The organism is uncultured Muriicola sp. (assembly GCF_947258935.1).
GTDB lineage: Bacteria > Bacteroidota > Bacteroidia > Flavobacteriales > Flavobacteriaceae > Muriicola.
In genome coordinates this window covers 12,021-38,312 of sequence record NZ_CAMYKH010000037.1, presented here as the reverse complement: position 1 = coordinate 38,312, position 26,292 = coordinate 12,021, and the positions used below count along the sequence as shown (strand labels likewise).

The window sequence follows — 26,292 nt, the reverse complement described above, 5'->3', positions numbered from 1 at the left end:
AGTGGAACAACTGGAAATCCTATTGAAGAAGTGTTAGAATAATTTCTTGAGAATCCTTTTTCGGCGTAGTTCTCTGATATATTGACCTTCCTTTTCTGTAACGATAAAAGGTATTCTTGCTTGTTTAGCTTCCCAATAACCCAGAAAATTGTCTTGTATAATCTTGATCTTTTTGTTCTTCCATGCCATTTTTACGGAAGCGATCAGTGAGATTGCTAATCCATAATGCATAAGATACATGGCCTTGCCCTGAGAACGTCTCGCTTTACTGTTGTAAGCTGCACCAATTGGTCGTTGATGTTTTACCTTTAGAGAGGTATCTGTAACAACTTGAAAGCCATAGTATTGTGCCAGCAACTCGTCTACCGTATCCCATCCCATGGCGATCCTGAGTCCACCTATGGCCTTAAAACAGGCTTTGGAATACGATTTGAATGCGCCCCTGACATGATCAATGTCCATAGGATGATTCAAAGCCCATTCACCATCATTATTTTTTTCATAGGCAAATCCACCTGCGATCCCAATCTTTTCAGAAGAACTGAAAATTGTCTCTATCTTTTTAAAATAGTTAGGGGGAAGTATTACGTCTGCATCTAATTTAACAATAAAATCATATTCTTCATCCAGGAGCGGCAGCCCTTTGCTAAAAGCGGCTATTACTTTGCTCCCCGGTAAATGTTCATCAGAAGATTGGATATGAACTCCTTTTATAAAGGGATTACGGGAAGCATATTCGTCAATGATGTTCGCCGTACCATCTGAGGAATTATCATTTACGATCACTACTTTTTTAGGGGCTAAACTTTGTTTGATGATACTTTGGAGCGCATCCTCAAGAAAAGCTTCTTCATTATGCGCAGGAATTACGATGTAGTAGTTCAAAATTCTGATCCCTTGGAATTACGATAGTTAGAACTTATTTTCAATTTAACCTTTTTCCTTTTAGTCTTTTTTTCTTTCGGCGTAAACAATATAATACCGAGGGGTAAACGTGCGTAATAAAGGCCTTATACCAATTTTATTGACGGGATTGGTCCACTTGGCGCGGTCTTTAATGACCCAACCAGATTTCTCAAGAAGCCAGTCGAACTGCCAGTCTTCAAACTCGTGATAATGCCTGTCCCATTCATCGGTTTCACTTCTATATGCAGCAGAAAACCATAGTTTTAAAGGAACGCTGGCTACCAATTTATCAGCTTTGATCCGGGACAGCACATTAAATGGAGCTACCATATGTTCAAAAATTTCAAAAGCGGTGACCACTTTAGCATTCGAGGATTGTACTTCTGAAAAATCAAGATCAAGATCTTCGCCCCAGGTATTTTCTACGCTATAACCATTTTCCCGCATAATTTGCGATAATGGATTCTCCAAACCTAAATCCAGTATGGTTTCGGATTCGGAAATATGTTTTTTTAGAAAAGAGAGGGTGTTTCTATATCGTTTTTTGGGGAAATGCGCTTCGTACATCCATCAATATCTATAAACAATGGCGTTGATGTTCATACCAGCGCCTACACTGGCAAATATAACAACATCCCCTTTTACAAGCTGCTGATTTTCTATTTTTCCCTTTCTAACCATATCATATAAGGTAGGGACGGTCGCCACAGAACTATTCCCTAGCTCGCGAATATTCATAGGCATTATACCCTCAGGCATCTCCTTGCCATACAATTTATAAAAGCGTTTAATGATAGCTTCATCCATTTTTTCGTTGGCCTGATGTATAAAGATCTTTTTTACATCGTCTATAGAGACTCCACTTTGGTCCAGGCATTCTTTTATTGCCCCGGGGACATAGCTAATGGCAAATTCGTAGATCTTCCGGCCGTACATTTTAATATACTTCAGATCGTCCGGAATCTCCTGATGATAGGAAGATCCATGGAACAAAAAGTAGGCCTCTTCACTTGCATAGGTAGCAGAGTTATGTGCAATGATCTCACCGGCTCCCTCTTTTTCCTCCACAATGCAGGCCCCTGCACCATCGGAATAAATCATAGAGTCCCTATCATGTGGATCCACAACCCTGGAAAGGGTTTCTGCACCAATGACCAAACATTTTTTGGCTATTCCGCTTTTGATAAATGCGTAGGCCTGTATTACGCCTTCAACCCATCCCGGACAGCCAAATAAAATATCATAAGCTACACATTTGGGATTTTTGATCTGAAGGTGATTCTTTACACGTGTTGCCAGACTTGGAAGGGTATTTCCATGAGACACCCCAAAGGATATATCTCCAAAATTGTGCGCAAAGATGATATAGTCCAGATCTTCAGCATTAATATTCGCATCCTCAATAGCATTTTGAGCCGCTAAAAATGCCAGGTCTGAGGTATTGAATTCTTTTTTGGCGTATCGTCTTTCACTTATACCCGTTATTGCCTTGAATTTTTCAATGATCACTGTATTCGAATGGGGAATAACAGATCCATCGCTATTTAAGAAATGATTATCCTCAAATGCCTTATTGGGGACGAGGACCTGAGGTATGTAAGATCCAGTACCGGTAATTGCCACGCTCATATTCTACTAGTTAATTTGTAAAGGAAATGTAAAGAAAGCCTAATATAAAAAGAAATAATTTTCCTTTCAAATACGATGTTCAATAGTTAATAGAAAGCATTAAAAACACAGCTAAACTGAAGATTGGAACGTAAATAATTGATAAATAGCTAATTACTCCACATCTGCATAAGCCTCAATAGGAGTGCAGGTACAAATTAGATTACGATCGCCATAAGCTTCGTCTACACGCCTAATACTTGGCCAAAACTTGTTTTCCGAAACATAAGGAAGTGGAAATGCTGCCTTTTCTCTTGAATACCTAAAGGTCCAGGAATCGCTTGTCACCATTTGTAAGGTATGCGGAGCATTTTTCAATACATTATTCCCATCTTCAGCTTTGGCCTCATCAATTTCATGCCGTATTGAGATCATGGCATCACAGAAGCGATCTAATTCTGCCAATCCTTCACTTTCCGTAGGTTCTATCATCATAGTTCCCGCTACAGGAAATGATACTGTAGGTGCATGAAAACCATAATCCATAAGGCGTTTTGCAATATCGGTTACTTCAATATCATTCTTCTTAAAAGGCCTGCAATCAATGATCATTTCATGTGCTGCTCTGCCCTTTTCCCCTGTATACAACACATCGTATTTGCCTTCTAAACGTTGCTTGATATAATTGGCGTTAAGAATGGCAATTTCTGTCGCTTTTCTCAAACCATGAGCTCCTAACATTTTAATGTATCCATAGGAAATAAGGCAGGCAAGCGCACTTCCCCAGGGAGCGGCACTTATTGCCGTTATGGCCTTATCGCCTCCTGTTTTCACCATAGGATTACCAGGCAGGAAAGGAGCCAATTGCTTTGCGACACAAATTGGACCTACTCCAGGGCCCCCGCCTCCGTGAGGGATCGCGAAGGTCTTGTGTAAGTTGAGGTGACAAACGTCTGCTCCAATAATAGCCGGATTGGTTAGGCCAACCTGGGCATTCATATTGGCACCATCCATGTATACCTGTCCCCCGTGATCGTGGATCAGTTGAGTGATCTTGCGTATGGAAGACTCAAAAACACCATGGGTGGAAGGATATGTTACCATTAAAGCAGCAAGATTTTCTGTATGAAGTAAAACCTTTTCTTCAAGGTCTGTCAAATCTATATTGCCTTGTTCATCTGTTTTAGTAACTATTACCTTCATGCCGGCCATTACTGCAGAGGCCGGATTTGTTCCATGCGCAGATGCGGGAATGATACAGATGTTTCTATGATTATCTCCTCTGGACTCATGGTATGCTCTAATGGTCATTAAGCCGGCGTATTCTCCTTGCGCACCGGAATTGGGCTGTAAGGAAGTTGCTTCAAATCCTGTTATTATGCTTAATTCATTAGCAAGCTCTTCCAGGATCTGCTGATATCCTTCTGCCTGGCTAAGGGGTACAAAAGGGTGAATATTACCCCATTCCGGCATACTCAGAGGTAACATTTCAGTGGCGGCGTTGAGCTTCATTGTACAAGAACCCAGAGAGATCATGGAATGATTGAGGGCCAGATCCTTACGCTCTAATTTTTTAAGGTAACGCATCAATTGCGTTTCAGAATGATACGAATTGAAAACCTCATGTGTTAAATAGTCCGACTTCCTCTGAAGGGTCTCTGGTATTACTGTTTGCCTTTTTTGATCACCTGGTTTCGATGCGTCTTTCCCTAATGCTTTTGCGAAAATCTCAAGTATCTCTTTTAGTTGCTCTGGGGTTGTAGTTTCATTAAGTGAAATAGCAATGGTCTCCTTATCTACATAAAGGAAGTTAACCTTGTTTTTTTCGGCAATTGGCCTAATCTTGTCAGCTTCCGCCTTAACAAGTAAAGTGTCAAAGTATACAGAATTGATTTGATAGATCCCCATTTTTTCTAATCCATCAACCAGGGCCATGGTCTTGGCATGCACTTTTTCAGCAATATATCGCAGTCCGTTTGGCCCGTGATACACAGCATATGCACCTGCCATTACAGCCAAAAGAACCTGTGCTGTGCAAATGTTAGAAGTGGCTTTATCTCTTTTTATGTGTTGTTCTCTGGTCTGCAGGGCCATTCTAAGTGCTGTGGCCCCATCGGTATCCTTGGTTACGCCTATGATACGTCCGGGAATACTTCGTTTATAATCTTCTTTGGTAGCAAAGTAAGCTGCATGTGGTCCGCCATACCCTAATGGGATCCCAAAGCGTTGCGTGGTTCCTATGACAACATCTGCCCCAAATTCTCCCGGAGGAACAAGTAATGCCAGGCTGAGAATATCGGCAGCTACTGCTACCTTCATGTCCATTTCTTTTGCCTTTGCGACAAAACCTGCGTAATCATGCACCTGTCCATATTTCCCCGGATATTGTAGCATGGCTCCGTAAAAGGAGTCATTAAAATCAAATTCCTGATGGTCTCCTATCACCAATTCTATCCCTAATGGGGTAGCCCTTGTTCTCAAAAGGGAAATGGTTTGCGGCATTACTTCTTCAGAGACGAAGAATTTAACCACTTCTTGTTTTTTCTGGTCCCTGCTTCTAACATCGAATAACATGGTCATAGCCTCCGCAGCGGCAGTACTTTCATCCAGGAGGGATGCGTTTGCCAATTCCATTCCTGTTAGATCACAGATCATTGTTTGGAAATTCAACAAAGCCTCAAGTCGGCCCTGAGCTATTTCAGCCTGATAAGGAGTATACGCTGTATACCACCCCGGATTTTCCAATATATTCCTTTTAATAACAGATGGCGTAATACTTTCATTGTAACCAAGGCCTATATAGGATTTGAAAACTTTATTCTTTCGTGATAAAGCGTGTATGTGGTTCAGAAATTCATGCTCACTCATCGGAGCGTCTAACGGCAGATCCTCTTTTAAGCGGATATCCTGAGGGATGGTCTGATACATAAGTTCTTCTAAACTATCTACGCCAATAGTTTGAAACATTTTTGGAAGGTCTTCTTCCCTGATACCAATATGACGCAATGCAAAAGAATCTGTTTTCATAAATCCGGAGGTATAATTAATAACTCTAAATGGAGCACAAAATTAGGTATTTATTCCCGTAAAATATGAACTTTATAATAGATCGGCCCTAAAGTTTTTAACGAAAAATAATGGATATGAACAGTTTGTCTACTTTTGTTTAATGCAATGGCTAAAGCATTTTTTTCGGTTTTATGTTAAGGCTAGTATTCACGTGGCTTTTGCAGTAATAGCCTTTCTTTATTTAACAACTGAATTCTTAAACATTTTCCTGGATAAAAACCTGCTGTATTTTATTTTTTTTGGCACAATACCTGCCTATAATATGATCAAATATGGTGTGGAGGGAAAAAAATATCTTTTTCGCAAGAATGCTACCCAGAGAAGTATACAATTGGTTAGTCTTATTTCCCTGTTGATCTCACTTTATTTTGGGTCTTTCATCAGTTTTGCAAGCTGGAAAGGTGTCTTTGTTCTTGGGATCCTTGCAGGGTGCTATGCCTTGCCGGTTTTTCCCAAAAAAAGAAACCTTCGAAACCTGGGGATTCTGAAGATCATCATCGTTAGTCTTGTATGGTCTGGAACCACCGTAGTATTGCCGGTAATTGAAGCACATATAGAAATATCATGGGATGTTTGGATAGAACTTCTGCAACGTTTTTTAATCATCCTGGTACTGATGATCCCGTTTGAGATTCGAGATTTGAACTATGATCCTAAGGAATTGCATACAGTACCACAGCGTATTGGTATCAGGAATACCCGAATTGGGGGTATTTTTCTGTGTTTTCTATGTTTTTTTATGACCTTTTTAAAGGATGATCTATCAACAATAGAGATCTTTAATAAGACATTGATTGCACTTTCCTTGGCTGCACTTATGATCTTTATGCCCAAAGAACAATCCAAATATTTTAGCTCTTTCTGGGTAGAAGCGTTTCCTATTTTTTGGGTACTATTTTTATGGGGAAGTTTGAGTATTATTAAAGTTTCTCTTTAATTTTATTCTTTAACGCTTTTTTTTCTAAATCGCTCATTACATAAATTCTGGCCTTGTCCATTAAGGAAGTAAGTTGCTTGTTCTTTTTTGAAAAAACGGCACAGGTGCTGCAAAACAGCATATGCAATTTTAACTTTAGTTTTTCCGATAAACTAGCCTCTTTGTATTGTGATTTATTGCAAATCACTGCGGCTTCATCACAAGAAATCATAGCGTAAACCAATTTTGATTAAGGCAACCCATAAGCGCCGTGCGGGCTCTGTGGATCATTACCCATAGGTTAGACGGATTTATATTCATTTCTTTACAAATATCTTCGGTTGAAAGTCCACGAACCGTTTTCATTATAAAAACTTGCCGTTGATTTACTGGTAATTGGTCTATGCACGACTGAATTGCCAGGCCCAGTTCTTCGTTCTCTAAGGCATCATTTTCTTTAATACTACTGGGATCTGCCACTTGTTCCTCCAGCCAATCCCCATCAGAATCTGAACTGGCATTGTACTGTAATCTAACTTCAGCCTTTCCTTTTTTTGAATTGATCTTGCGGTAGTGATCTATGATCTTTCTTTTTAAAATAGCAATTAGCCATGTGCGTTCTGTGGCCTGTCCTTTGAAATTCTTTGCCGATTTCAATCCGGCTATAAAGGTCTCCTGTATAAGGTCCTTTGCTATTTCTTCATCGCTTACCCGCACTACGGCATAGTTAAAGAGGTAGTCTGCGTAAGCATCTACCCAGTTATTGGGCTGTAATTGGTGGACGGACATAGCGATTTTTATACCTGTCAAAAGTAATAGATTTTTAATGAAATATGATACCTTTGGTATTTAACCGAATACAATGAAAAATATCTGGATAACCCTCTTTATTGTGACACTTGCCGCTGGGTGCGGTAACATTAATTCACTGCCTATAACTGACTTTTCTCAGGAAGGTCTGGAAGACTATACCTTGTTAGATGTCCGCACACCGGAGGAATTTGCCGCAGGTCATCTCAAAAATGCCGTGAACATTAATTGGTATGACACGGATTTTGTTGATCAGCTTAAAGTGGTCCCAAAAGAACACACCCTCTATGTATATTGTGCAAAAGGAGTTAGGAGTGCCAAAGCGACTTCTTTATTAGATTCTCTCGGTTACAAAGCGATAGATCTCAAAGGAGGCTTTGATGCCTTCCAATCTCAATAAAAAGGACTATTAACCAGTTTTCTTGAGCAGTCCGGCTCGCTCCAGTAAGGCATCGAGTTTGGGTTCGCTGCCTCTGAATTTTTTATAGAGGTCCATTGGTTTTTCAGTTCCTCCCTTACTCAAGACATTTTCTTTGAATTTTTGTGCCACTTCTTTATTGAATATCCCTTTTTCTTTAAAGTAAGCAAAGGCGTCCGCATCTAGTACTTCAGCCCATTTATAGCTGTAATAACCCGCTGAGTATCCCCCCTGAAAAATATGTGAGAACGCCGTACTCATACAAGTTTCCGGCGTATCGGGAAACAATAATGTGTCTTTGAACGCATCAAGTTCATGCTGTTTTACATCTGTTATGGCAGACGGATCTTTTGCGTGCCAGGCCATATCAAGAAACCCAAAACTTAATTGTCTCAGTGTGGCCATGCCTTCCTGGAAGTTTGCTGATTCCTTGATCTTAGTGATCAGATCCATTGGAAGTAATTCCCCTGTCTCATAGTGATGCGCAAACAATTGTAAGGCTTCTTTTTCATAACACCAGTTTTCCATGATCTGGCTGGGTAATTCTACAAAATCCCAGTAAACAGATGTTCCCGAAAGACTGGGATAAGACGTGTTTGCCAGCATACCATGCAAGGCATGGCCAAATTCATGAAATAGCGTAGTTACCTCGTTAAAAGTTAAAAGCGAAGGTTTGCTTTTGGTTGGTTTGGTAAAATTGCAAACAATAGAGATATGAGGGCGTTCATTAACCCTGCCTTTTTGGTATTGTGGTTTGTATGAGGTCATCCAGGCTCCGCCTCTCTTACCGGGTCTGGGATGGAAATCGGCATACAGTAAGGCTATTTCTCCCCCTTTATCATCTGTTACCAAATAGGTTTTTACATCCTCGTGATAGGTTTCAACATCATCAACTTCTTTAAAAGAAATTCCGTATAAGGTTTCCGATATTCTGAATACCCCATCAATTACTTTTTCTAATTTGAAGTAAGGTTTTAATTTTTCATCATCCAGATCAAATCGTTTTTGCTTTAGTTTCTCGGCGTAATAACTACCATCCCACTTATAAAGATCGCTGATCCCATCTTCTTGATTGGCAAATTCCTTTAGCTCATCAAATTCAATTTTTGCTGCGGGTTTGGCCTTTTCCAGCAACTCTTCAAGAAACGATTGTACTTTTTGAGGAGTTTCTGCCATCCTTTCCTCAAGTACAAAATGAGCATGCGAAGCATATCCTAATAGGGTGGCTCGCTTGTGCCGTAAGTTGGCGATCTTTATTACAAGTTCTTGATTATCGAGTTTGTCATTATGAAAACCTTTGCTGCCAAAGGCAATTGCTAATTTCTTACGAAGATCTCTGTTGGTGGCATAGGTCATAAACGGGATATAGCTGGGATAGTCTAGGGTTATCAGCCATCCTTCCTTCCCTTTGGAAGCTGCCAGTTGTAAGGCCGCTTCTTTTGCTCCTTCCGGTAATCCATCTACCTCTTCTTCCTTGGTAAGATGCATTTCATAGGCGTTGGTCTCTGCAAGTACATGCTCACCAAAAGTTAACTTCAATTGTGCGAGTTCTTTATCAATAGCCCTCAATCTATTTTTCTTTTCCTGAGGAAGATGGGCGCCGTTCCTGCTGAAATGTTTGTATTTTTTTTCCAGGAGCATATCTTGTTCCACGGATAAGGACAAGGTGTCTTTTAGTTGGTATATAGCCTCAACTTTTTGAAAAAGTGAAGTATTAAGGGCGATGTCATTACTAAACTCGGTAAGCATCGGAGAAATTTCCTGAGCCAATTGTTGAATTTCTTCGTTGGTTTCTGCAGAATTCAAATTAAAAAATAGACTGGATAACCTATCCAAATGAGCTCCCGAGAATTCCAGAGCCTCAATTGTGTTCTCAAAAGTAGGATCTTCCTTGGCCGCAGTGATCTGATCTATTTCTGCCCGAGCATCTTGAAGTGCCTTCTCAAAGGCCGGTTTAAAATGATCTGTTTCAATATGTTCGAAAGGAGCTTTGTTAAAAGGGGCTAGCAATAAATTCTTCATGTATGCAATGCAATTTATACGTTTGGATTTGAGAACAAGACCATCCTAAATAGACCAGGGCAGTATTTAAGGTTCTCTATTAGGTGTTTTATTGTGAATTTTATAGAAGGATTACTTTTTTACTTCCTTGGCCCCTTTAATTACTTTTTCCTTAAGACCTTCTTTATATAAAATGATCTTATCCTGCACACAGGAATCTTGACTGCCAATGATCTGCGCCGCTAATATACCGGCATTCTTCGCACCATTTAATGCTACGGTAGCTACCGGGACACCTCCCGGCATTTGCAGGATAGACAAGACAGAATCCCAGCCGTCTATAGAATTGCTACTTTTTATGGGGACCCCAATAACAGGGAGGGGAGATAAGGATGCAAGCATTCCCGGTAAATGGGCAGCTCCTCCTGCTCCGGCAATGATCACCTTATACCCGTTTTGATGAGCAGACCGCCCAAATTCATACAGTTTTTCTGGGGTTCTATGTGCCGAAATTATATCGACCATTACCTCAATATCAAATCCCTTCAAGATCTCAACGGCTTCCTGCATTACCGGAAGATCGCTGGTGCTTCCCATGACAACGGCTACTTTGCTCATAATTCTTACTTACTTATTACTTTAATGGTCTCTTTTACTTCTTGTGCTATTTTTCTAGCCTGGTCCATGTCTTTATTAACGATTGTGACATGTCCCATTTTTCGAAAGGGTCTCGTTTTTGTTTTTCCGTAAATATGCGGAGTTACTCCCTTTAATTCTAATATTTCTTCAATATGATCATAATGTACATTGCCTTCAAATCCTTCGGCCCCCACCAGATTTACCATTACTCCGGCTACCTTACTGTCGGTGATGCCAAGAGGAAGTCCTAAAATGCAGCGAAGATGCTGCTCAAACTGATTGGTGTAACTGGCTTCTATACTATAATGTCCACTATTATGTGGCCTTGGTGCCACTTCGTTCACTAAAATTTCGTCCTCTTCAGTCTGGAACATTTCAACTGCAAGAAGCCCCGTATGCTTTAATTCTTCGGATATTTTTAAGGCAATATTCCTGGCTTTTTGGGCTACCTTATCATCTATTCTCGCCGGGCATAAAACATATTCTACCTGGTTTGCCTCAGGATGGAATTCCATTTCCACCACCGGATATGTTGCCACCTCCCCGGTTACACTTCTTGCAACAATAACCGCCAATTCTGTTTTAAAAGGGATAAGATCTTCCGCTAAACACTCTACATTGGGAAGGTTGGCCAGATCCGAAACTTCTTTGATGATCTTAACTCCTTGTCCATCATATCCAAACTGAGCGCTTTTCCAAACAAAAGGCAACTTTAAACCTCCATGAGCTATGCTTTCTTTGATCTCACTAGAATACGCAAAACGCGAGAATGGTGCCGTAGGGATATTGTGATCTATATAGAATAACTTCTGAGTGATCTTGTTCTGAATAATCCTTAATTCTCTTGGGGATGGAAATATGCTTATACCTTCATCCTCCAATTTTTCCAGAGCATCTATATTAACATTTTCGATCTCTATGGTAAGTACATCTACGGTTTTTCCGAAATCATAGACGGACTTGTAATCCATAAGATCTCCCTGTATGAATTCATTACAAGCTATTTTACAAGGGGCCTCATCAGAAGGGTCCATTACCTTTGTGGCAATATCCCATTTGCGTGTTTCATACAACAGCATTTTACCTAATTGTCCACCCCCCAAAATTCCTAAAGTAAAACGGGAAGAAAAATAATTCATGAACGCTGTTTTTTGTCTGTAGATGTACAGGGTAAACTTTTGACAAAAATACATCTAAATCTTATAAACCAAGGGAAGCGCCATCAAAAAGAGAGTTCAATGTGTTATCTTTGCCCACCTAAAAGGAAGACAGCACGTTGATTAAGATTCACAATACAAATTTTGAGTTGTTTTTGTCTGAGGCAGAAATTCTTGCAGCGGTAAAACGAATTGCGGATGAAATTGCAGAAGATTACAAAGATGAAGTTCCGATTTTTGTCGGGGTTCTCAACGGGGCTTTTATGTTTGTTTCAGATTTCCTGAAATATTATCCCTACCCATGTGAGGTTTCTTTTGTAAAATTAAGTTCTTACAGGGGCCTAACTTCCACCGGAATTGTAGAAACGCTTTTAGACGTGCCGGATTCTATTGAAGGAAGAAACGTGATCATCCTGGAGGATATCATTGATACAGGAAGAACACTGCAGGAATTGGTGCATATTTTTTCAAATACCAATGTTAAAAACTTTAAGATCGCCAGTTTATTCTTTAAGTCTGAGGCCTATAATGGTGAGTATTCCATTGACTACTTTGGCATGGAAATTCCGGATAAATTCATCGTAGGTTATGGCCTCGATTATAAGGAACAAGGAAGAAACTTGCGCGACGTCTATCAAATTAACCAAACTCATATGATCAATCTTGTTTTATTTGGAAAACCTGGTGCAGGGAAAGGCACACAGGCAGGCTACTTAAAAGAAAAATACAATCTAAAACATATCTCTACGGGCGATGTATTTCGCTTCAATATAAAGAACAATACAAAGTTGGGCCAATTGGCAAAATCGTACATGGATAAAGGAGACCTGGTGCCAGACGAGGTAACCATAAGCATGCTGAAGGATGAAGTAGAGAATAACCCTGAAGCAAGCGGATTCATTTTTGACGGGTTCCCCAGGACCGCTGCCCAGGCTGAGGCCCTTGACAATTTTTTGGAGTCCAAGGACATGAAAATAGACGCTACAATTGCTTTGGAGGCTGATGATGAAGTGCTTATTGAACGATTGCTAGAGCGAGGGAAAATCAGCGGGCGCCCAGATGATCAGGATGAAAAAAAGATCAGGAATAGATTCGAAGAATACAATCTGAAAACTGCCCCATTAAAAGAATTCTATGAAGCCCGGGATAAATTTTACAGTGTAAACGGCATAGGTAGTATTGAAGATATCACACAGCGATTGGCAAAAGTGATCAACACCCTTAAGTAATAATAGATCAGTGTTCCATGTCTTTTAAATAGAGTGGAGAAGTGTATCTGGAAAACAAGTACCCTTAACAAATGACAGAAGGCAATTTCGTAGATTACGTGAAGATTTCGGTTGCTTCTGGCAATGGAGGCAAGGGTTCTGCTCACCTTCACCGGGAAAAATACGTCCCCAAGGGTGGTCCGGATGGCGGTGATGGCGGTAGGGGTGGCCATATTATTTTAAGAGGGAATGAAAGTCTCTGGACCCTCCTGAATTTTAAATTCAAAAGGCATTTTAAGGCCGGTCATGGGGAACATGGGAGCAAGAGCAGGAGTACCGGTGCGGATGGAAATGATATCTATCTGGAAGTGCCCCTTGGAACCGTGGTAAAGGATTTAGAAACAGGGGAAGTACTTTTCGAGATAACAGAACACGGCCAGGAGAAAATAGCCTTAGAAGGAGGTAAAGGAGGTAGAGGGAACTGGCACTTTAAAACCGCTACGAATCAAACTCCTCGTTATGCTCAACCAGGGATACCAGGTGCTGAGCGGGATCTTACTCTGGAGCTAAAAGTGCTTGCGGATGTTGGTTTGGTTGGGTTCCCTAATGCCGGGAAATCTACCCTGCTATCAGTACTTACATCTGCAAAACCTAAAATAGCAGACTATCCATTTACAACCCTAAAACCCAACCTTGGAATTGTACAGTACCGCGATTTTAAGAGTTTTGTAATGGCAGACATACCGGGGATCATTGAAGGGGCAGCCGAAGGCAAAGGACTTGGTCATTATTTCCTGCGTCATATAGAACGAAATTCAATTCTTCTATTTCTTATCCCTGCAGATAGTGTGGACATTTCTCAGGAATATGAGATCCTACTTAATGAACTTCGTAAATACAATCCTGAAATGTTAGATAAGAACAGGCTTGTTGCTATTTCAAAAGCAGATATGCTAGACGAAGAATTAATGGATGAAATGCGTGAAGAGGTTAAAAAGGACCTTGGCGACATTCCTTTTCTTTTTATGTCCTCCGTTTCCCAATACGGATTGCAGGATCTCAAGGATAGGTTGTGGTCTCTTTTAAACGATTAAAGTTCGTTTCCCTCCCTTAAAATTTCATTTTTCCGTATTTTAGAGTACCTAGAGAAGTGTGTTCTTTTTTTAAAGAGAAAAGGAATCCACTGCTGCGGGATCTATAATTATGAGAAATTGGCTGATTTTTTTGTGTCTTCTGTGTATTGCCTGTAGTGGTTTGCGGGTAGACTATGATTATGATAAGAACGCCGACTTTTCAAATTACAGGACCTATAATTATTATGCTGATATACAAACAGGGCTGAGTGAGTTAGATACACGACGTTTACTGAGAGCCTTAGATTCTGTCTTGCAAACAAAAGGCATTCAATCTTCTGAGGAACCAGATTTTTTGATAAATATTGAATCGCGTGAATTTCAAATGCCACAAAATAATTCTGTAGGCATTGGAGTAGGGGGAGGCGGCAGAAATGTTGGAGGCGGTGTTTCTATTGGATTGCCCATAGGATCGCCCAACAGGGAACGCGAAATTATTTTTGATTTTATTGATAGCCAAAAAGACGCTTTGTTTTGGCAGGCCGTTACCTCCAGTAATTATAATGAGAATTCCTCTCCAAGTACAAGGGAAAAGATTTTAAACGAGATCGTAGGAAAGGTTATGATGAAATATCCACCTAGAAAATAGTAGTGCCAGCTGTGCAGTGGCCAATTAAAATAGTTGCAATCCTATTATAAAGATCTCAATAATCCCCCATCAATTGGTATGCTGGCACCGGTGATATAGGAGGCTTGCTCCGAGGCTAGAAATGCTACTAAATATCCATATTCTGCAGGCCTGCCCAGCCGTTTAAGCGGTACCTGGTCCTTCATATGTTCTTTCACTTCTGAGACCGGTATTTTTTGTTGATCTGCTTTTTTCTGGTTCAGCTCAGAAAGTCTTTCGGTATCGAAATACCCTGTTAGAATGTTGTTTACGGTAATATTAAAAGGACCTATTTCTGTGGCAAGACTTTTAGCCCAGGCTACCACGGCGGCTCTAATAGTATTAGACAGCACCAGATAGGTGAGAGGTTCCTTTACAGAGACAGAAGCCACATTTATAATTCGGCCCCATTGTTTTGTTTTCATATGATCTATGGCCAATTGAGTAGTGTATACAACCGACTTAAACATTACATCAAATGCTTCCTGATAATCTGTAATTTCTTTTTCAAGAGGAGTTCCTGCCTTGGGTCCCTGGGTATTATTTACAAGAATATCTACTTTATGTGTATTGAAATATTCCTCAATGATCTTTTTGTAGGTATCAAAATTAGAGAAGTCAACCACTAAATACTGATGACGCTGCCCGGTTGCATTAGAAGGCATTAGTGAAACAATCTTCTTTAACTTCGCCTCACTACGAGCCATAATAGTGACACTTGCGCCACTTTCAGCCAGTTGTTGGGCAATGGCAAGACCAATCCCCCTGCTACTACCTCCTACGAGGGCATTTTTTCCTTTGAGTGATAATAACATAAAATCTTTATTTATAGGCTTCTCGCACCGGACTAAAAACGTCCATGATTTTACAAGCCGTTAGAGCTTTTCCACTATGCGATATATTCGAAGGAATAACGACCAATTCTCCAGGCAGGTATACTTTGGTTTCACCGGCTACGGTAAACTCAAACCTACCTTCCAAAACATGCATGATCTGTTCATTAACATGTAAGTGTTCTGGTACGCTTGCACCTTCTTCTACATCCCAGAATGCCAGCGTCATGGTTTCTCCGTGTATCAATTTGCCATGGAATCCCGGTATGATCTCCTTAGGTTCTAGTTCAGACAAGTGTATATTCATAACTTATGAATTGACATTCTTTTGTAATAGATACATATGTTCATTAAGAATTTCTTCAAAAGGTAATTTATTTTCCGGCAGGTAGCGTGCCGAAAGGCTAAAGGTATGCTGATGATCCATCAGCGTATACCCTTCAATATCCTTATAAAATGAATCGGGCACCGTTTGATAGTCAAATTGCTGATTCTTCTCTAGATTTCCTTCCACAAAATCGATCAATTTTTTAAATACGGCTTGTTTTTCTAATTGGGGTTGAAAAGAAACACTGGCCAGAAATTCTTCAGGTCCCTGTAAGCGATTAAAAAGATCGAAAAGCTTTATGGTATCACTCTTGCCCAGGAAGAACAAAACACCTTCCAGCAAAATAAAAGATCTTTTTCCTGATTTTAGTGCCTCCAGCTGCTTATAGAGATCTTGAAGCGAGGGCGCATTGAAATCGGCTTCAAGAAATGTGATGTTCCTACATGGTAATAATCCTTCTTTTTGCCAGGCTTCGGTTTTCTCCTTTTTATATGCAATTACATCTGCCATGTCTATTTCTATGCAATGCAGCGAGGCGTCTAGTAGAAATGGATACATACTAAATCCGCAGCCAAAATTAATAAGGACCTCTATGTTCTCTTTTTTGATCAATTCCTTCAGAGTGTCATAAAAATATCGGTTGCGCAGGCAATGAGCATAGTCTTCATATGCAGACACGGCGCTAATATACCTCTTCGCATGGTTGGCAACAATTGGGTTCGCCCAGAGATGAGCATACTTATCCCCACTTAATGCACTATCGCCTGCTCTGAAATAGGCAGTGACAAAAGCAGTTTCATGTATATTGATTTTCTGGTCCACAGAGCAAAGTGAATAAGGTTCACTAAGATAGAAAGTTTCCATAGGAAACAATGATTTGGGTTGCACTTTTCAATGCCTATCTTTGCCGCAAATATGTTACCGGGATGCAAATTCATTTTATAGCTATAGGGGGCAGTGCCATGCACAATTTGGCATTGGCACTTCACGATAAGGGATATCAGATTACGGGAAGTGATGATGTGATCTATGAACCTTCTAAAACCAGGTTACAGGAACAAGGATTATTGCCCAAGTCCTTCGGTTGGTTTCCGGAGAAATTAGGTGCAGAACTAGATGCAGTTATTCTGGGGATGCATGCAAAAGAGGATAATCCTGAACTGCTCAGAGCGCAGGAATTGGGATTGACAATCTATTCGTATCCCGAATTCCTCTATGAACAATCAAAGGACAAGACGCGGGTAGTTATAGGAGGTAGCCATGGAAAAACGACCATAACTTCCATGATCCTGCATGTGCTTAATTATCATGGAAAAGAAGTTGACTTTATGGTGGGGGCGCAATTAGAAGGCTTTAACCGTATGGTTCATCTTACAGAAGAAAATGATTTTATAATCCTGGAAGGCGATGAGTATTTGTCTTCACCAATAGATAAAAGACCGAAATTTCACCTCTACAAGCCAAACATTGCTTTGCTTAGTGGAATAGCCTGGGATCACATCAATGTATTCCCCACTTTTGAAAATTATGTTTCTCAATTCCAAATATTTGTAGACAACATCGTAAACGGGGGCAGTATTACATATAATGAGGAGGATGAAGAAGTAGTTAGGGTCGTTGAAAATACAACAAATTCAATTCGGAAAATTCCGTATAGAACACCAAAATATACAGTGATAAATGGGCAGACCTATTTGGATACTCCTGAAGGATCCATGCCTATCGAAGTTTTTGGGAAACATAATTTAAACAATATGGCAGGAGCAAAATGGATCTGCCAAAACATGGGGGTAGATGAAGATGATTTCTATGAGGCTATAGCTACTTTTAAAGGAGCCTCAAAACGCCTGGAGAAAATGGCGGAGGGGAAAACGGCCATTTTATATAAGGATTTTGCACATTCGCCCAGTAAGGTGGCAGCAACCACCCTGGCGGTCAAAGAACAATACCCGGATAGAAAATTAATTGCCTGCCTGGAGCTTCATACATACAGTAGTTTTAATGCTGAATTTTTAAAGGAATATAAAGGGGCCCTGGATACAGCAGATGAGGCTATCGTATTCTTTTTACCAGAATCTGTAAAAATTAAAAAGTTAAAAGAAGTTACCCCAGCACAGATATCAGCATCCTTTGAGCGAAACGATTTGAAGATTTTCACAGCAGCAAGAGATTTCAGGGATTTTGTATTTGGTCAAAATTATGACAATACAGTATTACTCCTTATGAGTTCTGGTAACTATGGTGGATTGGATTTAAATTCCGTCAAAAAATTGATAGAAGAATAATTATTGTGTCTAATAATTGTTAATAACCTGCTATTAAATAATTGAAATACAATACAATATCGAAATAAGCACATCGTTCAATGATTACTAAACATTATTTGATAAACATGAAAAAAATAAACGTATGGTTGCTGTCTGTTTTGTTTGTAGGAATTATCTCCTGCAGGGACACTAAAAAAGAACAAGAAGAATTGAATAAAGACCTCAATACTATTGAAGCGGTAGAAAAAGATATAGATCAAACGGTTGAGGAAGTTGAAAAGAAAGCGGAGGAAGTAGAATCAGCATTAAAAGAATTGGATAGTTTATAATAAATAAAATAAATAAAATGAAAAACACACTCAGAATAATCATTGTATCACTGCTTTTAATAGCAATTTCCGGAACAAATGCCTACGCACAGGGAAAGTCACAAGAGAAAGGCAAATCCCAAAAAGATAAGGCAGAGGATAAAATAAAAGAGAAGGACGTTAAAGGGGATATGGATGACCATAATGATGAAATGGATGATAATAAGATGGCCAAAGAAAAAAGTAATAAAGGCAATGGCTATGGGAGAGACAAAGGTGACATGTCTGGAAAGGAGTTTGGGCAGTATAGAGCGGCTATGGCTAAGGAAAAAATTGAAAATTCCGAAAAGAGCTTAAATGATAATGAAGAAACATTGAGGAGTGGGCGTGCCAAGGTCGCCGATGCCAAAGAAAAAGTAAGAAAACAAAGGGAAGATAAAAGTGTTGATGAAGAAGTCATAAAGCAAAAAGAGGACAAGATCCGTAAGGCAGAAGAAAAATTGAATGAACTGGAAGTAGTTATAAAAAAGGGTAAGGAAAATATAAAAAAGAAAGGCGAGGAGATAGAAAAAGTGACTAAGCCTGTTAAGCAGCAATAAGCCAAAAAATTAGAATAAAAGCCCTTGTAGTAAGGGCTTTTTTATTCTCAATTACGATGAAGATCACACTCTAAATTGCCTGAGATGATGGTCTAAATGCTTGTATTGCATCGCCCCCCATTGGTCATGTGTAAAAACACCAAAAAGCGGGTGAGGATTCCATTCAGTCCTGTCTTTGAGTTGATAGAAATCGGAAACCAACTTTCGTAAAATTGCACGTTCTTTTTCAAAATCCTTTTCCTCGGTGGCTCTTGCAAAGGAGGACGTGGGCAGGTTTTTCCGCCATGGTTTTTCATTGTAAAGCGACTTTTTAAAGAACCATTTGATCAAAATATTTCCTATTTTTTTAGTGGGTTTGTTCTTAATAGCCACTTTCAATGGCACCTGACAGTGCCAAACCATCTGTCCAACATTCATTTTACCCCATTCGCCAACGTTAGATTCTTTTAAGTTGTCGATCCTGTGAAGGATCTCTTCATAGTTAGCTTTTTCGAAGAGCGATTTCATTTGTCAAATTTTTGAATTTAGTAAAGAAATGTACATTAAAAATATTAGTTGTTTATCTTTAGACATGCAAAAAAAGCGGGCTTCTTTTTCTATTAAGTCGTGGGCCGATGATGATAAGCCACGTGAAAAATTACTCCATAAAGGAAGGAGTGTTCTTTCTGATGCTGAATTATTGGCTATTTTAATAGGTTCGGGCAGCAGGGATGAGAGTGCGGTTAGTCTTGCCAAAAGGATATTAAAAAGCGCTAATAATAATCTCAGCGTCCTAGGAAAAATCTCTGTTAGACAACTCATGCAGTTTAAAGGAATTGGCGAAGCCAAGGCGGTGGCAATAGCAGCGGCTTTAGAGGTAGGTAGGAGGAGAAGGGAAGAGCGTGAAATAAAAGTAACAAAGATCACAGGGAGTGAAGACGTCTATGCAGTTTTGCAGCCCATTTTAGGAGAATTAGAACATGAGGAATTCTGGATCCTCTATTTAAATAATGCCAATACTATTCTTCATAAATCACAATTGAGCAAGGGTGGTATTACCGGTACAATGGTAGATAGCAGATTGGTATTAAAAAAAGCCCTGGAGCTTGGGGCCGTTTCCCTTATTCTTGCACATAATCATCCTTCAGGTATTCTCAAACCCAGTGAAGCAGATAAAAAGATCACGGCAAAACTACAGACGGCTGCCCAAGCTTTGGATATAAAGGTTTTGGATCATCTGATCATCACTGAGAAGGCCTTTTTTAGTTTTGCAGACCACCAAATATTATAAGGATGTTGTTGATCTATACCCATAAGATTACCCCCCGTTTTACTTATATCATGAAGCAGATCTTTCTCAGGATACTGGGAATAGAGGTAGGTTTTACTACAAAGGTTGAAGATTTTATTAAACATAATGGCCCTAAAATAACGTATACAAAACAACCTTTACAGAACGAGTTCTTTGTTAGAAGTCATCCACTGCTATTTGAACATGGTATAAACGATCTGCAAATCAGCATGAGTGAATGGGGAGATACCCCATGTTTTTTTCCTACCGGGGAACGCAGCAATATCCCGTATGATATTTTTGCGGCTAGTTTTTATCTTTTATCCAGGTATGAAGAGTATGTACCACATGTGAAGGATATGGTTGGCAGATTTCCTTATAAAGAAAGTATGGCGCATCAGCACGGTTTTCTCAAACAACCGGTAGTGGATCTATGGGCCCAAAAATTGTTACACATATTAAAAGAGCGTTTCCCCACTTTGGAACAAAAATCTAAATCGGTTCGATTTACTTCCATCATTGACGTTTCAGTCTCTCATAGTTTTGCACATAGAGGCTTTTTTCGCGGAGGTTTTGGCGTGTTGCTAGATCTTGTAGGTCTTAAATTCAGAAAAGTAATACAACGTCTGCTTGTTTTAAGCAAGGTAAGAAAGGATCCCTATGATAATTTTACGCAACTCATTGACATTCACAAGAAAAGCGGAGTTTCTAGTGCATTCTTCTTTCAATATGCCCAGTATTCCAGATACGACAAGAATATTTCTACCGAAAATAACGCCTTTAAATACCTTATCAAATCAGTAGCAGATTATAATACGGTATCGCTGGCTGCATCCTATAGTTCGTTCACGAACATGGATCTGCTAAAGCTAGAAAAAGAAAACCTTGCCCAAGTTATTAACAAGGCCGTTAATTATGTTCGGTTACGATATAACAGGGTAGATATTCCCGAGACCTACCGCAATCTGGTAGGAGCAGAGTTCACGGATGATTATAGCATGGGGTTTACTCATGAAACAGGCTTTAAATCTGGTACTTGTACTTCGTTCTACTTTTATGATATTCCATTAGAAATTCAACAACCAATAAAGATCCATCCTTTTGCAGTGCACGATTATGCCCTTTTGAAATATGAATCCGAAGAAGAGATATTTAAGGAATTAGACAAGCTTTATGTGCAGGTTAGGCAAGTAAAAGGGCATTTTTTAACGGTGTTTTCTAATGAATTATTGGGCTCGGAACAAAAGATAAACTGGATAGAACTTTACGACAAAATTGTAGCTCGCTATCATGTATAGAGAAATCGTGACCGATGTGTTTTTTGATCTGGACCATACCCTTTGGGATTTTGAGAAGAATTCTGCGCTGACGTTCGAAAAGATCTTTACCGAACATGATGTACAAGTTGATCTGCCAGATTTCCTTAGAGAGTATGTCCCCATCAATTTGGCTTTTTGGAAATTGTACAGAGAAAATAAGATAAAGAAGGAGTCCTTGCGGTATCTCAGATTACGCAAAGTATTTGATACACTAGGATACCCCATCGATGATATACTTATTGCAGATCTTGCCGATGCTTATATTGAACATCTGTCGTCTTATGATCATCTATTGCCAAATTCCAGGGAAATATTAGACTATCTGAAGCCTCGGTATCGGATGCATATCATTACCAATGGGTTCGAAGAAATTCAAGAGAAAAAATTACGAAATTCGAATATTCTTGGGTATTTCGATCATGTGATCAACTCAGAGATGGCCGGAGTAAAGAAACCCGATCCTATCATTTTCCACCTCGCTTTGGAACGGACCAGGATACTACCGCAAAATGCCCTTATGGTAGGGGATAATCTGGAAGCGGACATCCTCGGTGCACGGGCCGTAGGATTTCATTCAATACATCTTAATGTGCATAAAGATCCACTTCATAAACACGGGGAGATCATTGATGATCTTCGTGAAATAAAATTGTATTTATAAAGTTATATAGGTTATAGATTAGGGTCTTTAGGTGCAATTCCTTATTTTTTTCTATTGAATGCGTGTTGAGATGAAAAAACTACTATTTATATTATTAATATTTCTCACAGGTCTTTCCTCCTGTGTGGAAGAACAGAATTTTGATCAATGGGATGATCTGGAGATCATTCCAACCGTAGAAGCCAGCATCTTGTATGTGGAAAGTCCGGAAAGCGTGATCAATGACGCCCCAGGGGCCGTATGGTATATTCAAACTTTTAATTTTGATGCCTTTAGCGAGGATTTCTTTGCAGAAAATGTTCTGGATGGGGTCATTGTGTATGAGCTCGAAAACACCACCAGCAAGGATTTGGAGATCATTTTTGAGTATCTGGATGATGCAGGCAATGTTTTGGATACAGAGGCCTTTACTATACCGCCTGCCCCAACAGCCATCATACGACGCGAAACTACCTATGGCACTCCAACCGGGCGTAGCTTGGACATTATTCGCAATACTTCTGAGATTAGAGTAAACGCCAGTAATTTTGGCGATACAACCAGTACTTCATCTTTACCAGATCCGAAGGTCATATTCAGATCTAGCGCTAAATTCAGGTTACAACTAAAATGAGAGAATGGCTATTTTTTATACTAGCCATACTTCTTTGCAATGGCTCCCTTTTTTCTCAGAACAAGGAGTTGTTATACGATTTTACAGAGATTCCTCAGGCCATTTTATTAAACCCGGGGATGAATACTTCTTTTTCATGGTATGCAGGAATACCTCTTGCCTCAGGGATCTATGGACAGGCAGGTACTAGTGGTATCACCGTACATTCCCTTTTTGCCAATGACGGCATAGACTTTAATGACAAAGTGCGGGACAGGGCTTTAAATGGAATGACCAAAAGAGATGAATTTGGGGCAACCATTCAGATAGATCTCCTTCATGGAGGTTTCAGAAGTACAAAGAATCCAAAACATTTTTACTCTTTCGGGGTCTATTTTGAATCGAATACCATTCTTTATTGGCCACAGGATCTGGCGTTTCTAGGTTTTGAAGGCAATGCGGATCAGTTAGGTAGGCGATTTGATCTGGGACATCTTAAGACCAGGGGAGAGGGGCTTACTGTTTTTCATTTCGGACTAAATAAAGAAATAGACAGAAAATTAACAGTAGGGGCAAGGGCCAAGCTGTATTCGGGCATCTACGATTTTCATTCGTCTACGAATACCGGTTACTTTGTGACTAATGAAGGACAAAATAACCTTTTGTCTAACACCCTGGTTGCAGACATGCAGGTCAGAACTTCAGGATTTGAGGAGATCAGAGCTATTTTGGATGATGAGATTGCCGGTACTGTTCCTAATGTGATCACAAAAAGGGCGCTCTTAGGCGGAGATCTGGGCTTGGGCGTAGATCTGGGGTTTACGTATAACTTAAACCAAAGAACGGTAATTACAGCTAGTCTTTTAGATCTGGGATTCGTTTTTCATTCGGGAGATGTAAAAGGATATTCCTTGCAGGGGAGCGCCACCACAGAAGGTGTTGAAGTAATATTGCCGGATGCCTTTAGCGATCCTAATGCCGATTTTTGGCAAGATCTTGTAGACGAAATTGAAGCTTCATTGCCTTTTGAGGACACCTATAATAGTTATATCACATTTAGGCCCACCCAGCTCTATGGTTCCATACGGTATAATTTTGGGGAACCTATGAACGGCGATATGGATTGCGATTGCGATATAGGGGTTACAAGCGCTGACACACGCTTTCCATATAGAAATGGAGTAGGAGGTCAACTTCATGTGATCAACAGGCCAAGGGGTCCGCAAGTAGCGCTCACGGCCTTCTATTTACGACGTGTTGGAAATTTTCTGGCATTGAAGACCACGTATACAGTGGATAAGTTTTCAATGACCAATATAGGACTGGGAATTAATTTTCAGGCCGGACCAGTTAATCTTTACGCCATGGCAAATAATTTGCTAGGGTACCAAAACCTTGCAGACAGCCATTACGCATCTTTCCAGATAGGATTAAATATCCTATCTTGGGGCACCAATAGATAGTGTGTCCATGAAATATCTTTGTTTATTTCTATTCTTAGCGATGGGGTTCAATGCCCATGCTCAAGCCGTTTTAAACAACTACAAATATGTAATTGTTCCCAAGAAATTTGAAGGATTTCGGTCTGAGAATCAATATCAAACCAGCACAATTGTAAAGTATTATCTGGTGCAACAGAATTTCAATGCGCTATATGAAGATGTGTTACCACAGGATCTGAATGAGGATCGCTGTCTTGGTCTGGTTACTTCTCTGGAGGAAGATTCATCCATGTTTACTACCAGGGTTTCGGTTGTTTTTAAAGATTGTCAGGGAGTTGAGCGTTACCGAACTCGTTTGGGGAGCAGCAAGTCCAAACAATTCCAAGAAGCGTACAGAGAATCTATTGCAGAAGCGTTCCAATCCTTGGATGGCTTCCGATATTCTTACAGCCCAGAAGTTGAAAATAACCAATCCGTAATTCTTAATTTTAAGAATGATGTTAAAGCACTGCCCCCTCCGGCTATCAAACCGGAAGAAAAACCTTTAAATACTGAGATAGCGGATACAGATATTCCTTTGGTGGAAGAAATAGATAAAGAAATGGCAGCTCCTTTAACTCAGCCTTCAGAAGTTATGGAAGCAATTACCTTAGAAGAAGCGGTGGCAGAAGAAACGCGGTCTGAAGCCGTTGAGATCAGGACCCTTTATGCTCAAAAAACAGAAACAGGATATCAACTGGTAGATACCACCCCCAGTATTCAGTTTTATTTAAGGGAAACGTCCATGCCCAACATTTTTATAGCAGAAAGAAAAGGACAGTCAGGATTACTGTATCAGAGAAATGAGCAGTGGGTCTTTGAATACTACGAAGGTGACGATAGGTTACAAGAAGTACTGCAAATAAAGTTCTAAAAGTTGTATTTGTCTTTCCATCTATTCTTTAAAAATTCTTTGATGGCCTTTTCCCTGGCATTTTCGCCGGGGTAGTAAAAAGTGGTACCAGCAATAGTTGCAGGCAAGAATTCTTCTTCAGCAAAATTATGTTGAAAGTCGTGGGCATACTTATAATCCGTTCCATATCCCAGATCTTTCATTAGTTTGGTAGGAGCATTTCGCAAGGCGAGGGGTACAGATAGATCTCCATGTTCCCTAACGGCCTCCTGTGCCTGTTTAATAGCCATATAGCTGGCATTGCTTTTAGGACTGGTTGCCAGATAAATGGTGCATTCGCTCAGGAGAATACGAGCTTCTGGGTAGCCAATTGTGGTCACGGCCTGAAAAGTATTATTGGCGATCACCAGGGCTGTTGGGTTGGCAAGTCCAATATCTTCAGAGGCCGATATCAATAGTCTGCGAGCAATAAATTTTACATCTTCGCCGCCTTCTATCATTCTTGCTAACCAATAAACTGCACCCTGGGGATCACTTCCTCGGATAGATTTAATAAATGCAGAAATGATATCATAGTGTTGTTCACCTGTTTTATCATAGAGCACCGTGTTTTTTTGAACCTTGGCCATAACCAGCTCATTGGTGATGGTAATTTTGTCAGAGGTTTCCGAATTGACCACTAATTCGAATATATTCAGCAATTTACGGGCATCACCTGCGGATAATCGCAACAATGCCTCTGTTTCCTTTAAAGAGATTTGTTTGGTTTGTAGAACGCTGTCTTCTTTGATAGCCCGTTTGAGAAGGGTATCCAGATCTTCTTTTCCAAAGGAATTTAATATGTATACCTGACATCTGCTCAGCAGGGCGGGGATTACCTCAAAACTCGGATTTTCCGTAGTAGCTCCAATAAGGGTGATCCAACCTTTTTCAACTGCTCCCAGTAGCGAATCTTGCTGTGATTTACTAAAACGATGAATCTCATCTATAAAAAGGATGGGGTTTTTTGTGCTAAAGAGATTACCGCGTTCTTTCGCTTTTTCAATTACTTCCCTGATGTCTTTAACACCACTATTAATGGCACTTAAGGAATAAAAGGGTCTTTTGCTTTCGTTGGCAATGATCAATGCCAGAGTGGTCTTCCCGGTTCCCGGAGGCCCCCAAAGGATAAGCGAGGGGATAATCCCTTTTTTGATCTGATGAGTTAGTGATCCTCCTTCACCTACCAGATGATGTTGACTAATATACGCTTCCAGTGTCTTGGGACGAACGCGTTGTGCCAATGGTTCATTCATAACAATAAAAGTAC

General features: G+C 40.0%; 27 protein-coding genes. 14 read left to right on the top strand and 13 right to left on the bottom strand.

All coding sequences use genetic code 11. The annotated features are described in order from the left end of the window. Positions 1-33: 33 nt before the first annotated feature. The 4 genes from Q0X72_RS08120 to gcvP form a co-directional block, all read right to left on the bottom strand. Positions 34-885 carry a glycosyltransferase family 2 protein gene (locus Q0X72_RS08120; protein WP_297763862.1) on the bottom strand — a complete coding sequence of 284 codons (852 nt, stop codon included), beginning with the start codon at positions 883-885 and terminating at the stop codon, positions 34-36. Positions 886-945: 60 nt separating this feature from the next. Further along, complete coding sequence (locus Q0X72_RS08115) at positions 946-1,473, bottom strand: methyltransferase (protein WP_297763859.1); 528 nt, start codon at positions 1,471-1,473, stop codon at positions 946-948. 3 nt (positions 1,474-1,476) lie between these two features. Next, complete coding sequence (locus tag Q0X72_RS08110) at positions 1,477-2,535, bottom strand: 3-oxoacyl-ACP synthase III family protein (protein WP_297763856.1); 1,059 nt, start codon at positions 2,533-2,535, stop codon at positions 1,477-1,479. Positions 2,536-2,688: 153 nt separating this feature from the next. Beyond that, positions 2,689-5,541 carry an aminomethyl-transferring glycine dehydrogenase gene (gene gcvP, locus Q0X72_RS08105; protein WP_297763853.1) on the bottom strand — a complete coding sequence of 951 codons (2,853 nt, stop codon included), beginning with the start codon at positions 5,539-5,541 and terminating at the stop codon, positions 2,689-2,691. 304 nt (positions 5,542-5,845) lie between these two features. On the opposite strand from gcvP, the gene Q0X72_RS08100 reads away from it, so the two are divergent. Then, positions 5,846-6,520, top strand: coding sequence for a hypothetical protein (locus Q0X72_RS08100; RefSeq protein ID WP_297763851.1), 675 nt, complete (start codon positions 5,846-5,848; stop codon positions 6,518-6,520). Between the two features lie 207 nt (positions 6,521-6,727). Here Q0X72_RS08100 and Q0X72_RS08095 read toward each other — a convergent pair whose 3' ends face one another. Then, entirely contained in the window at positions 6,728-7,288 is a 561-nt protein-coding gene (locus Q0X72_RS08095) for a sigma-70 family RNA polymerase sigma factor (RefSeq protein WP_297763906.1), read from the bottom strand. 73 nt (positions 7,289-7,361) lie between these two features. Here Q0X72_RS08095 and Q0X72_RS08090 point away from each other — a divergent pair, with 73 nt between their 5' ends. Further along, the gene (locus tag Q0X72_RS08090) at positions 7,362-7,709 is read left to right on the top strand and encodes a rhodanese-like domain-containing protein (RefSeq protein ID WP_297763848.1); all 348 of its coding nucleotides are present in this window, start codon (positions 7,362-7,364) and stop codon (positions 7,707-7,709) included. A gap of 9 nt (positions 7,710-7,718) precedes the next feature. Here Q0X72_RS08090 and Q0X72_RS08085 read toward each other — a convergent pair whose 3' ends face one another. The 3 genes from Q0X72_RS08085 to Q0X72_RS08075 form a co-directional block, all read right to left on the bottom strand. Beyond that, on the bottom strand, positions 7,719-9,749 hold the full coding sequence (locus Q0X72_RS08085; RefSeq protein ID WP_297763846.1) for a M3 family metallopeptidase: 2,031 nt from the start codon (positions 9,747-9,749) through the stop codon (positions 7,719-7,721). Between the two features lie 111 nt (positions 9,750-9,860). Beyond that, a complete protein-coding gene (gene purE, locus Q0X72_RS08080; protein WP_297763843.1) occupies positions 9,861-10,346 on the bottom strand; it encodes a 5-(carboxyamino)imidazole ribonucleotide mutase in 486 nt (161 codons plus the stop codon). A gap of 5 nt (positions 10,347-10,351) precedes the next feature. Then, positions 10,352-11,506 carry a 5-(carboxyamino)imidazole ribonucleotide synthase gene (locus tag Q0X72_RS08075; RefSeq protein WP_297763841.1) on the bottom strand — a complete coding sequence of 385 codons (1,155 nt, stop codon included), beginning with the start codon at positions 11,504-11,506 and terminating at the stop codon, positions 10,352-10,354. Positions 11,507-11,643: 137 nt separating this feature from the next. On the opposite strand from Q0X72_RS08075, the gene Q0X72_RS08070 reads away from it, so the two are divergent. From Q0X72_RS08070 to Q0X72_RS08060, 3 genes are all read left to right on the top strand, one after another. Continuing rightward, positions 11,644-12,753 (top strand): adenylate kinase, encoded by a 1,110-nt coding sequence (locus Q0X72_RS08070; RefSeq protein ID WP_297763838.1) that lies wholly within the window; start codon positions 11,644-11,646, stop codon positions 12,751-12,753. Positions 12,754-12,824: 71 nt separating this feature from the next. Next, positions 12,825-13,826, top strand: a complete 1,002-nt coding sequence (gene obgE / locus Q0X72_RS08065) for a GTPase ObgE (RefSeq protein ID WP_297763836.1) — start codon at positions 12,825-12,827, stop codon at positions 13,824-13,826. Between the two features lie 109 nt (positions 13,827-13,935). Continuing rightward, positions 13,936-14,454: a DUF4136 domain-containing protein gene (locus Q0X72_RS08060; protein WP_297763835.1), complete on the top strand. Its 519-nt coding sequence runs from the start codon at positions 13,936-13,938 to the stop codon at positions 14,452-14,454. Between the two features lie 44 nt (positions 14,455-14,498). Here the strand turns inward: Q0X72_RS08060 and Q0X72_RS08055 are convergent, their stop codons facing one another. From Q0X72_RS08055 to Q0X72_RS08045, 3 genes are read right to left on the bottom strand one after another with little or no spacing between them, the layout of a single operon-like run. Beyond that, positions 14,499-15,287 (bottom strand): SDR family oxidoreductase, encoded by a 789-nt coding sequence (locus tag Q0X72_RS08055; protein WP_297763834.1) that lies wholly within the window; start codon positions 15,285-15,287, stop codon positions 14,499-14,501. Between the two features lie 7 nt (positions 15,288-15,294). After that, on the bottom strand, positions 15,295-15,612 hold the full coding sequence (locus tag Q0X72_RS08050; RefSeq protein ID WP_297763832.1) for a cupin domain-containing protein: 318 nt from the start codon (positions 15,610-15,612) through the stop codon (positions 15,295-15,297). Between the two features lie 3 nt (positions 15,613-15,615). After that, on the bottom strand, positions 15,616-16,497 hold the full coding sequence (locus Q0X72_RS08045) for a class I SAM-dependent methyltransferase (protein ID WP_297763830.1): 882 nt from the start codon (positions 16,495-16,497) through the stop codon (positions 15,616-15,618). Between the two features lie 62 nt (positions 16,498-16,559). On the opposite strand from Q0X72_RS08045, the gene murC reads away from it, so the two are divergent. From murC to Q0X72_RS08030, 3 genes are all read left to right on the top strand, one after another. Beyond that, on the top strand, positions 16,560-17,918 hold the full coding sequence (gene murC, locus Q0X72_RS08040; RefSeq protein WP_297763903.1) for a Mur ligase family protein: 1,359 nt from the start codon (positions 16,560-16,562) through the stop codon (positions 17,916-17,918). A 107-nt stretch (positions 17,919-18,025) separates the two neighbouring features. After that, the gene (locus tag Q0X72_RS08035) at positions 18,026-18,229 is read left to right on the top strand and encodes a hypothetical protein (RefSeq protein WP_297763827.1); all 204 of its coding nucleotides are present in this window, start codon (positions 18,026-18,028) and stop codon (positions 18,227-18,229) included. Between the two features lie 17 nt (positions 18,230-18,246). After that, positions 18,247-18,807 carry a hypothetical protein gene (locus Q0X72_RS08030; protein ID WP_297763826.1) on the top strand — a complete coding sequence of 187 codons (561 nt, stop codon included), beginning with the start codon at positions 18,247-18,249 and terminating at the stop codon, positions 18,805-18,807. Between the two features lie 63 nt (positions 18,808-18,870). Here the strand turns inward: Q0X72_RS08030 and Q0X72_RS08025 are convergent, their stop codons facing one another. Continuing rightward, positions 18,871-19,314 carry a DUF1569 domain-containing protein gene (locus Q0X72_RS08025; RefSeq protein ID WP_297763824.1) on the bottom strand — a complete coding sequence of 148 codons (444 nt, stop codon included), beginning with the start codon at positions 19,312-19,314 and terminating at the stop codon, positions 18,871-18,873. Positions 19,315-19,378: 64 nt separating this feature from the next. Here Q0X72_RS08025 and radC point away from each other — a divergent pair, with 64 nt between their 5' ends. The 6 genes from radC (at position 19,379) to Q0X72_RS07995 (ending at position 25,004) form a co-directional block, all read left to right on the top strand. After that, on the top strand, positions 19,379-20,077 hold the full coding sequence (gene radC, locus Q0X72_RS08020; protein ID WP_297763822.1) for a DNA repair protein RadC: 699 nt from the start codon (positions 19,379-19,381) through the stop codon (positions 20,075-20,077). Positions 20,078-20,127: 50 nt separating this feature from the next. Continuing rightward, entirely contained in the window at positions 20,128-21,375 is a 1,248-nt protein-coding gene (locus Q0X72_RS08015) for a polysaccharide deacetylase family protein (RefSeq protein ID WP_367180433.1), read from the top strand. Next, positions 21,368-22,057 carry a YjjG family noncanonical pyrimidine nucleotidase gene (locus Q0X72_RS08010; protein WP_297763818.1) on the top strand — a complete coding sequence of 230 codons (690 nt, stop codon included), beginning with the start codon at positions 21,368-21,370 and terminating at the stop codon, positions 22,055-22,057. The genes Q0X72_RS08015 and Q0X72_RS08010 overlap by 8 nt, the downstream gene beginning before the upstream one ends. A gap of 70 nt (positions 22,058-22,127) precedes the next feature. Then, positions 22,128-22,670 carry a hypothetical protein gene (locus tag Q0X72_RS08005; RefSeq protein WP_297763816.1) on the top strand — a complete coding sequence of 181 codons (543 nt, stop codon included), beginning with the start codon at positions 22,128-22,130 and terminating at the stop codon, positions 22,668-22,670. Continuing rightward, on the top strand, positions 22,667-24,112 hold the full coding sequence (locus Q0X72_RS08000; RefSeq protein ID WP_297763814.1) for a DUF5723 family protein: 1,446 nt from the start codon (positions 22,667-22,669) through the stop codon (positions 24,110-24,112). Before Q0X72_RS08005 ends, Q0X72_RS08000 begins: the two co-directional genes overlap by 4 nt. A gap of 7 nt (positions 24,113-24,119) precedes the next feature. Beyond that, positions 24,120-25,004, top strand: coding sequence for a hypothetical protein (locus tag Q0X72_RS07995; protein ID WP_297763813.1), 885 nt, complete (start codon positions 24,120-24,122; stop codon positions 25,002-25,004). Here the strand turns inward: Q0X72_RS07995 and Q0X72_RS07990 are convergent. After that, positions 25,001-26,278 (bottom strand): replication-associated recombination protein A, encoded by a 1,278-nt coding sequence (locus Q0X72_RS07990; RefSeq protein WP_297763812.1) that lies wholly within the window; start codon positions 26,276-26,278, stop codon positions 25,001-25,003. The two genes, Q0X72_RS07995 and Q0X72_RS07990, sit on opposite strands and share 4 nt — an antisense overlap. Between the last annotated feature and the right edge of the window lie 14 nt (positions 26,279-26,292).